Source organism: Rudaea sp. (genome assembly GCF_036560865.1).
Taxonomy (GTDB): Bacteria; Pseudomonadota; Gammaproteobacteria; order Xanthomonadales; family Rhodanobacteraceae; genus Rudaea.
The window spans coordinates 1-6,502 of the sequence record NZ_DATBQK010000062.1; the positions used below are offsets into that span (position 1 = coordinate 1).

At 61.4% G+C, this 6,502-nt stretch carries 5 protein-coding genes and 2 pseudogenes; 1 reads left to right on the plus strand and 6 read right to left on the minus strand.

All coding sequences use genetic code 11. The features are described from left to right. The 6 genes and pseudogenes from VIE67_RS06785 to VIE67_RS06810 all read right to left on the minus strand — a co-directional run. A pseudogene (locus VIE67_RS06785) lies at window positions 1-136 on the minus strand (N-acetyl-gamma-glutamyl-phosphate reductase); the annotation flags it as partial. Between the two features lie 31 nt (window positions 137-167). Next, window positions 168-1,532: an acetylglutamate kinase gene (locus VIE67_RS06790; protein ID WP_332024563.1), complete on the minus strand. Its 1,365-nt coding sequence runs from the start codon at window positions 1,530-1,532 to the stop codon at window positions 168-170. 125 nt (window positions 1,533-1,657) lie between these two features. Beyond that, complete coding sequence (locus VIE67_RS06795; RefSeq protein ID WP_332024565.1) at window positions 1,658-2,785, minus strand: acetylornithine deacetylase; 1,128 nt, start codon at window positions 2,783-2,785, stop codon at window positions 1,658-1,660. A 3-nt stretch (window positions 2,786-2,788) separates the two neighbouring features. Beyond that, complete coding sequence (locus VIE67_RS06800; RefSeq protein ID WP_332024566.1) at window positions 2,789-4,018, minus strand: argininosuccinate synthase; 1,230 nt, start codon at window positions 4,016-4,018, stop codon at window positions 2,789-2,791. A 78-nt stretch (window positions 4,019-4,096) separates the two neighbouring features. Continuing rightward, window positions 4,097-5,134 carry an N-acetylornithine carbamoyltransferase gene (locus tag VIE67_RS06805; protein ID WP_332024568.1) on the minus strand — a complete coding sequence of 346 codons (1,038 nt, stop codon included), beginning with the start codon at window positions 5,132-5,134 and terminating at the stop codon, window positions 4,097-4,099. Window positions 5,135-5,420: 286 nt separating this feature from the next. Further along, a complete protein-coding gene (locus VIE67_RS06810) occupies window positions 5,421-6,008 on the minus strand; it encodes a glycine zipper 2TM domain-containing protein (protein ID WP_332024570.1) in 588 nt (195 codons plus the stop codon). A 262-nt stretch (window positions 6,009-6,270) separates the two neighbouring features. Between VIE67_RS06810 and VIE67_RS06815 the strand changes: the two are divergent. Beyond that, window positions 6,271-6,502: pseudogene (locus VIE67_RS06815) on the plus strand (cysteine--tRNA ligase); the annotation flags it as partial.

Consider the following 6,502-nt stretch of genomic DNA (forward strand, 5'->3'; position numbering starts at 1 on the left):
GCTGCCCGGCGAATTCGCGCGAAGACACGAAGGCCAGTTGCAGATGCGGATGGCCGGCGATCAGCCTGATCAACTCGCTGCCGGTGTGGCCACGCGCGCCGACGATGCCGACACGTTTTTTGCCAGTCGCGCTCATGAGCAATGCCCCATTTCGACGCGACCGATACTCATGCCGCTTCCTCCGCTGTGATGGCGGGCGCCGAATCGCTCAGGGTCGCGACGCGCTCGCGGCAATACTCCACGCATGCCTGGATATCATCGAAATCCTCGATGCCGTACCAGAACGCCTTGAACCTGGGCAATTTATAGCAGCCGTCGGATTCGGCGTAATAGAAATGATTGATCACGTTGCCGTGGCGCGAGCGCCAGAACAGCTGCGGTGTTTCATCGCGCATCACCTGCCACACGGCGCGCCCGAGACCTTCGCCCTGGGCATCGTCGAGCACGGCGAATTTGTCGAGATAAATGTGTTTGCCTGCACCCGGCAAATCCGCATCCAGCAGGATCACCGCCGCGCGATAGTTTTCGCTGACATAGGCGCGCAGCAGTTTGGTGCGCTCGAAATAATCGTCGGCGAGGCTGCGGCCGAATCCGGATTCAATCAAGCCACGCAGGCGCCCGCGATCGAGTTGATCCCACGCGGTCACGCGCAGCACCTTCTCGCCGCGCCGAACGAGCGTGCCGGAGCCCTTGTGGGTAAACAGTTCCTTGGCCAGCTCGTCGGGCTTGGTGATCGACACCGACGAAGTCGGTGGCAGCTTGTCGAGTAAATCCTTGATCTGCCCGATCTTTACGCGCATGCCGCCGTTGATCCACGACTGTGCCATCAGATGCTCGAACTCGGTCGACAGGTTGATCGAGTCGATCACATTGCCCGCATCGTCGAGCAGGCCGCCGGTGCCGGTCAGGAAGATGATCTTGTACGGCTGCAAGGCGACGACGAGTTCGTTCGCGGCAAAGTCGGCATTGATATTGAGAATCTGCCCGCTCGGCGTCTCGCCGAGACTGGCGATCACCGGAATCGACCCGGCATTCAGGCTCGCCTCGATCGACGCGAGGTTTACCTTCTCCACCTTGCCGACCAGATCGTATTTGCGTCTGTCGAGAAAACTCGACTCGAACACGCCGCCGATGATCGACGTCGCGCGCGCATCGACTTTCTGCAATGCCTCGACCAGTTTCAAATTCTCCGCCTGCGACACCCGACGCACGATCGCGAGCGCGTCGGGCGAGGTGACGCGCAGGCCGTCGAGGGTCTTCTTCTCGATGCCGGCCGCACTCATCTCGGTGTCCAGTTGCGGACCGGCGCCGTGAATCACGATCGGCGTCAGGCCGACCTGCTGCAGGAATGCCAGCGAGGATACGAGATTGTCCAGATCGTCGCGCAACACCGCGCCACCGACCTTGACCACGGCGAAGCGCTTGGCATCGAGCTGCGAAAAGCGGCGCAGGTACTGGTTGATTTCCTTCGCACTGGCCATGCTCGAAAGCAGGCGCACGATGGTTTGGCGTGTCTGTTTGTTCGTGTCCATTTTTTCCATGCGCATCGGAGAAAAGCTTGAAGATTCACCGCAAAGGACGCAAAGGGCGCGAAGAAAAATCTTCAGATGCTTCCTTTGCGCACTTTGCGTCCTTCGCGGAGAGCCTTAGCTTTGTTCTAACGCTGACCCTCGATAATGTTTATGTAACGTTCGGTAATTTGTTGCAATTGGGACAATTCCACATATTCATCCGCGGCATGCGCCTGCGCGATATCGCCGGGGCCGCAGACGATTGCGGTGTAGCCAGCTTGCGAGAACAGCGAGGCTTCGGTCCAGAAATCGACCGCACTCCCGATCGGCAGGCCGGCAGCATCAGCGAAGTCGCGCGCGGCGAGACGCCGCATCTCGGCGCTGGCGACGTCGCCCGCCGGCAGTGGCGGACCGCGGAAGGTTTCCTCGAATTCCGCGGGTCCGGGTTCGGCGCAATGCTTGAAGGTGCCGAGCAAGGTGTCGGTGTCCATCGACGGCAATGGACGAAAACCAAAGCGCACTTCGGCCGCTGGCGCGATCACGTTCGCCTTGATCCCGCCTTCGATACGGCCGACGTTGAAGCGCAGACCGATCAAGCCGCCGAAGCGCTGATGCGACTGCGATTGCACATGATCGAGCGCGCGCTGGCCCCAGCGGATCGCCTGATGCAGCGCGCTGTCGGTCGCCGCATTGCCGCCCGACGCGTGTCCGGCACGACCGGCAAAGGTCATGCGCACCGAGCTAATGCCGCGATGTGCGAGCACTGCTTCGCCGCGCGTGGGTTCGGCTACGATGACAGCTTCAAAAATCGGGACCCGGGACTCGGGGCTCGGGACTCGGGGATGTTGCGCCAGAAAACTCGCGATGCAACGCGGATCGTTGGCCTCCTCGTCGCTTGTAAACAGATAGGCGGCATCGCCTGACGTCTGCGCAGCGGCAGTCAGCAAGGCAGCGGCGGCGCCCTTGATATCGCAGGCGCCGAGGCCGATCGCACGCTCGTCGGTTACACGCAGTTCGAACGGGCTCGCGCTCCAATGCGGTGAGTCCGGCACCGTATCGAGATGCACATTGAACAGAATTTTCGGGTTGCCGCGCCGCGCGTAAAGACTGACTGCACCCGCGCCGTGATCGGTCAGCGTGCAATTGAAGCCCGGCAATTGCGCGCGCAGATAATCGAAAATGCCGCCCGTGCCGATCGCGCGCGGCGGATTGCGCGTGTCGAATGCGACCAGGGCGCGCAGATGGCTCAGGGTGGCGGCAAGCAATTCACTCATCGGCTACTTCTTCCGATTCACCTCGGCCCACAAAGTCGAACTCATGCCGTACAGACGGATGAAACCTTCCGCCTCCTCGACACCCCAATCGGCGGACTGCGCATAGGTCGCGCCCTTGGCATTGAGAATATACGGTGACTTCACCGCGACCGCGCTGACGCTGCCGCCCTGCGTTTCCAATGTCACCTCGCCGTTGACGCAGCGCTGCGACGACGCCAGGTAGGCCTCCAGATCGGCCTTGAGAGGATCGTTGAAGAAGCCCTCATAGACCAGTTCCACCCACTGGCGTGCGACTTCGGGCTTGAACCGATTCTGCGCCTTGCTCAGTACGGCTTCTTCGAGTGCACGATGCGCACTGAGCAGTGCGGTCAGGCCCGGTGCTTCGTAAATAATGCGTCCCTTGAGACCGATCGTCGTATCGCCGGTATACAAACCGCGGCCGACACCGTATTTGGCGAACTCCACATTGAGTCTGGCGAGCAAGGCGTGGCCGGCAAGCTCCTCGCCATTGAGTGCCACGGCTTCGCCGTTGACGAATTTGATCGTCGCACGCAGCGGCGCTGCTGGCCACTCGGCGCGAGTCGCGCACCAGCCGCGCGCACCCTCGCCGGGCGCTTCCCAGCGGTCGATCTCGCCGCCGGACATCGTCACACCGAGCAGGTTTTCGTTGATCGTGTAGTTCTTCTGCTTGGCGCGCACGCTGAAACCGCGCCGTTCGAGGTACTGCTGCTCGTAGGCGCGGGTCTGCGTGTGCTCTTTCTGGATTTCGCGGATCGGTGCGACGATCGTGTAATCGCCTAGCGCCTTGATCGTCAGGTCGAAACGCACTTGATCGTTGCCCATGCCCGTGCAGCCATGCGCGATGAACTTCGTACCCAGCTCGTCGCAACGCTTGAGCGCCGCTTCGACGATCAGATAGCGATCCGACACGAGCAGCGGATATTGGCCCTGATAACCCTGCCCGGCCCAGACGAAGGGTTTGACGAAGCCGTTCCAGATTGCCGGGCCGCCATCGACCGTGACATGGCTGGTCGCGCCAAGCTCGTGCGCGCGCGCTTCGATAGTCGCGCGCTCCTCGGCATCGACGCCACCGGTATCGGCGAATACGGTATGTACGCGATAACCGCGTTCCTGCAGATACGGAACGCAGAAGCTGGTGTCGAGGCCACCGGAGAACGCGAGAACGATGTCTTGCTGTGAGGGCTGAGGGCTGAGGGTTGAGGGCTGGGGCATGCAGAATTCCTACGTATTCATCTATTTTTTGATAAGAAAAGTGAGCTAAGGCGAGGCTGGCTTTTCAGTCCTAGGCCCTCAGCCCTCAACCCTGCTCTTGTCACGCGATGGCGTGACAAGAGTGGCCATGATCGCTTTCTGCACATGCAGCCGGTTCTCGGCTTCATCGATGGCGATGCAAGCGGGCGAATCCATGACTGCATCAGTGGCCTTCACATTGCGCCGCAGCGGCAGGCAGTGACTGAACACGCCGTGGTTGGTCAATGCCATCTTGGCTTCGTCCACAATGAAATTCTTGTAACTTTCGCGTATCGGTTTTTCCTGTTCCCAGCGACCGAAATACGGCAACGCTCCCCAGCTCTTGGCATAGACCACGTCGGCGCGCGTGTAGGCGGCCCGCACATCGTGACTCAGCGAAAAGCTGCCACCGTTTTCGGCGACGTTGCGCCGGGCGAAATCGAGATAGCGCTGATCGAGCGTGTACTCCGGCGTCGGGCAAAGCAGGGTCACGTCCATGCCGAAGCGCGTAGCGATCTGCAACGCCGAATTCGCCACCGCGGTGTTGAGCGGCTTGGGATGGTAGGTCCAGGTCAGCACATATTTCTTGCCAACGAGATCGTTCGTACCGAAGTGCTGTTGCAAGGCCATGATATGCGCCAGTTCCTGGCAGGGATGGGTGATCGTTTCCATATTGATCACCGGCACCGTCGCATACTGCGCGAATGCGTGAATCACCCGATCTTCGCGGTCGACCGACCAGTCCTGGAATTTCGGAAACGCGCGCACGCCGATCAGGTCGACATAGCGGCTGAGCACGCGCGCGACTTCAGCGATGTGCTCCTCGGTGTCGCCGTCCATCACGCTGCCGACCTCGAATTCGATCGGCCACGCGTCCTTGCCCGGCTGCAGCACCACGGCGTGACCGCCGAGCTGGAAAGCGCCGAGTTCGAAACTCGTGCGTGTGCGCATGGACGGATTGAAGAACAGCAGCGCGATGCTTCTGCCCTTCAGGCCGTCGCCGAGTTTGTCGCGTTTGAACGCGGCGGCTTGCGCAAGCAGCGCGTCGAGATCGGCGCGGCTCCAGTCCTGCGTGCTCAGAAAATGTCGTATTGCCATCGCGTATTCCTGCTATCCAATCCCGATATTGAATCCCGAAAAACAAAAACCCGGCGCGGAGCCGGGCTTTTTTCGTCGATTCGTGTGTTACGCGTACGACAGCTTACCCGGCCGATGTGGTTCGGATCGGTCGACGCGCGCGCGAAGTCATCCCGGCAGCCATGCGGGCGCTGCTCAGGGTGTCGGCGTTGTCATGCAGCTGATTCATGGGAAGCAACGTATCCGGCCCGGTGGATCCGGGTTTCCGCATAATGCACGGAAGATTTGCGCGATGCAACAAGCCGAGCTATTCGGCCGGCGTCACGCTCACGCGCACACGCAGGCGGTCGCCCGGATCGTAAGCCAGCCGCGCCATGTAGATCTCGCCGCGATAGCGGTATTCGACGTCATAAGCAACGATACGGCCCTGGGCGGGCACCTCGCGGCAATGGCGCTCTACGGGTGGCGCGGGTGCCATCGCACCATCCGCCCGCGCATCGTTGGCGCTGGCGATATTGTTGCCGACCACGCCACCAGCGACCGCACCGACCGCAGTGGTCGCCTTGCGCCCGTCGCCCCTGCCGAACAGGTTGCCGATCACACCACCGATGATGGCGCCGACCACGGTGCCGCCGGTGCGGGTATCCGCGTGCGCGGGTGGTTGCGGTGGCTGCGCTTGCTCGTCGAAGCACTCCTGGTGTGGCGGCGCTTCGACCTCGCCCGGGTCATGGATCGGGTCCACGCGCAGCACATCGGCCCAACCATAGTGGGTCGATTCGGCCACAGTCGGTGGCGAGTGCAGCGGCACCCGATGATCGAAGCCGGGGCGATCCTGACCGAAGGCAGGAACCGCTAACGACAGCACGCTCGCAATGAGAATGCCGGAAAATTTCATCTTGTAAGGTCTCCAAACCAGCATGAAGTCTGCGTCGCACCCGCGACGTCGACGATGCATGCACGCGCGGGACACAGTGCCGGTTCCCCCCGGACTATTGCGCACGACGCGATGAACTGGGTGAGATTACAACATGGAGAGGCTGAATGAAGGCTAAGGAAAGTCGGCACGAAAGCCCATTGCAGCAAGGGTTTAGCGGCCATTCCGAACCCTGAATGCGACGCCGTTGCGCTACAATTGGCGGACGCCCATGGAATCACCGATGAAGCTCAGACTGCACAACTCGCTCACGCGCCGGGTCGAGGATTTCAGCCCCCTGGACCCCGCCCGGGTGACGATGTATCTGTGCGGTCCCACGGTCTACAACTACGTGCATATCGGCAATGCGCGCGGACCGGTCGTGTTCGGCCTGCTGGTGCGCCTGCTGCGCCACATTTTCGGTGCGCAGCACGTCGTTTATGCGCGCAATGTCACCGATGTGGACGACAAGATCA

Coding starts and splice junctions, on each gene's coding strand:
- VIE67_RS06795 (WP_332024565.1), bottom strand. CDS start 2,785: ATGAGTGAATTGCTTGCCGCCACCCTGAGCCATCTGCGCGCCCTGGTC.
- VIE67_RS06800 (WP_332024566.1), bottom strand. CDS start 4,018: ATGCCCCAGCCCTCAACCCTCAGCCCTCAGCCCTCACAGCAAGACATC.
- VIE67_RS06790 (WP_332024563.1), bottom strand. CDS start 1,532: ATGGACACGAACAAACAGACACGCCAAACCATCGTGCGCCTGCTTTCG.
- VIE67_RS06810 (WP_332024570.1), bottom strand. CDS start 6,008: ATGAAATTTTCCGGCATTCTCATTGCGAGCGTGCTGTCGTTAGCGGTT.
- VIE67_RS06805 (WP_332024568.1), bottom strand. CDS start 5,134: ATGGCAATACGACATTTTCTGAGCACGCAGGACTGGAGCCGCGCCGAT.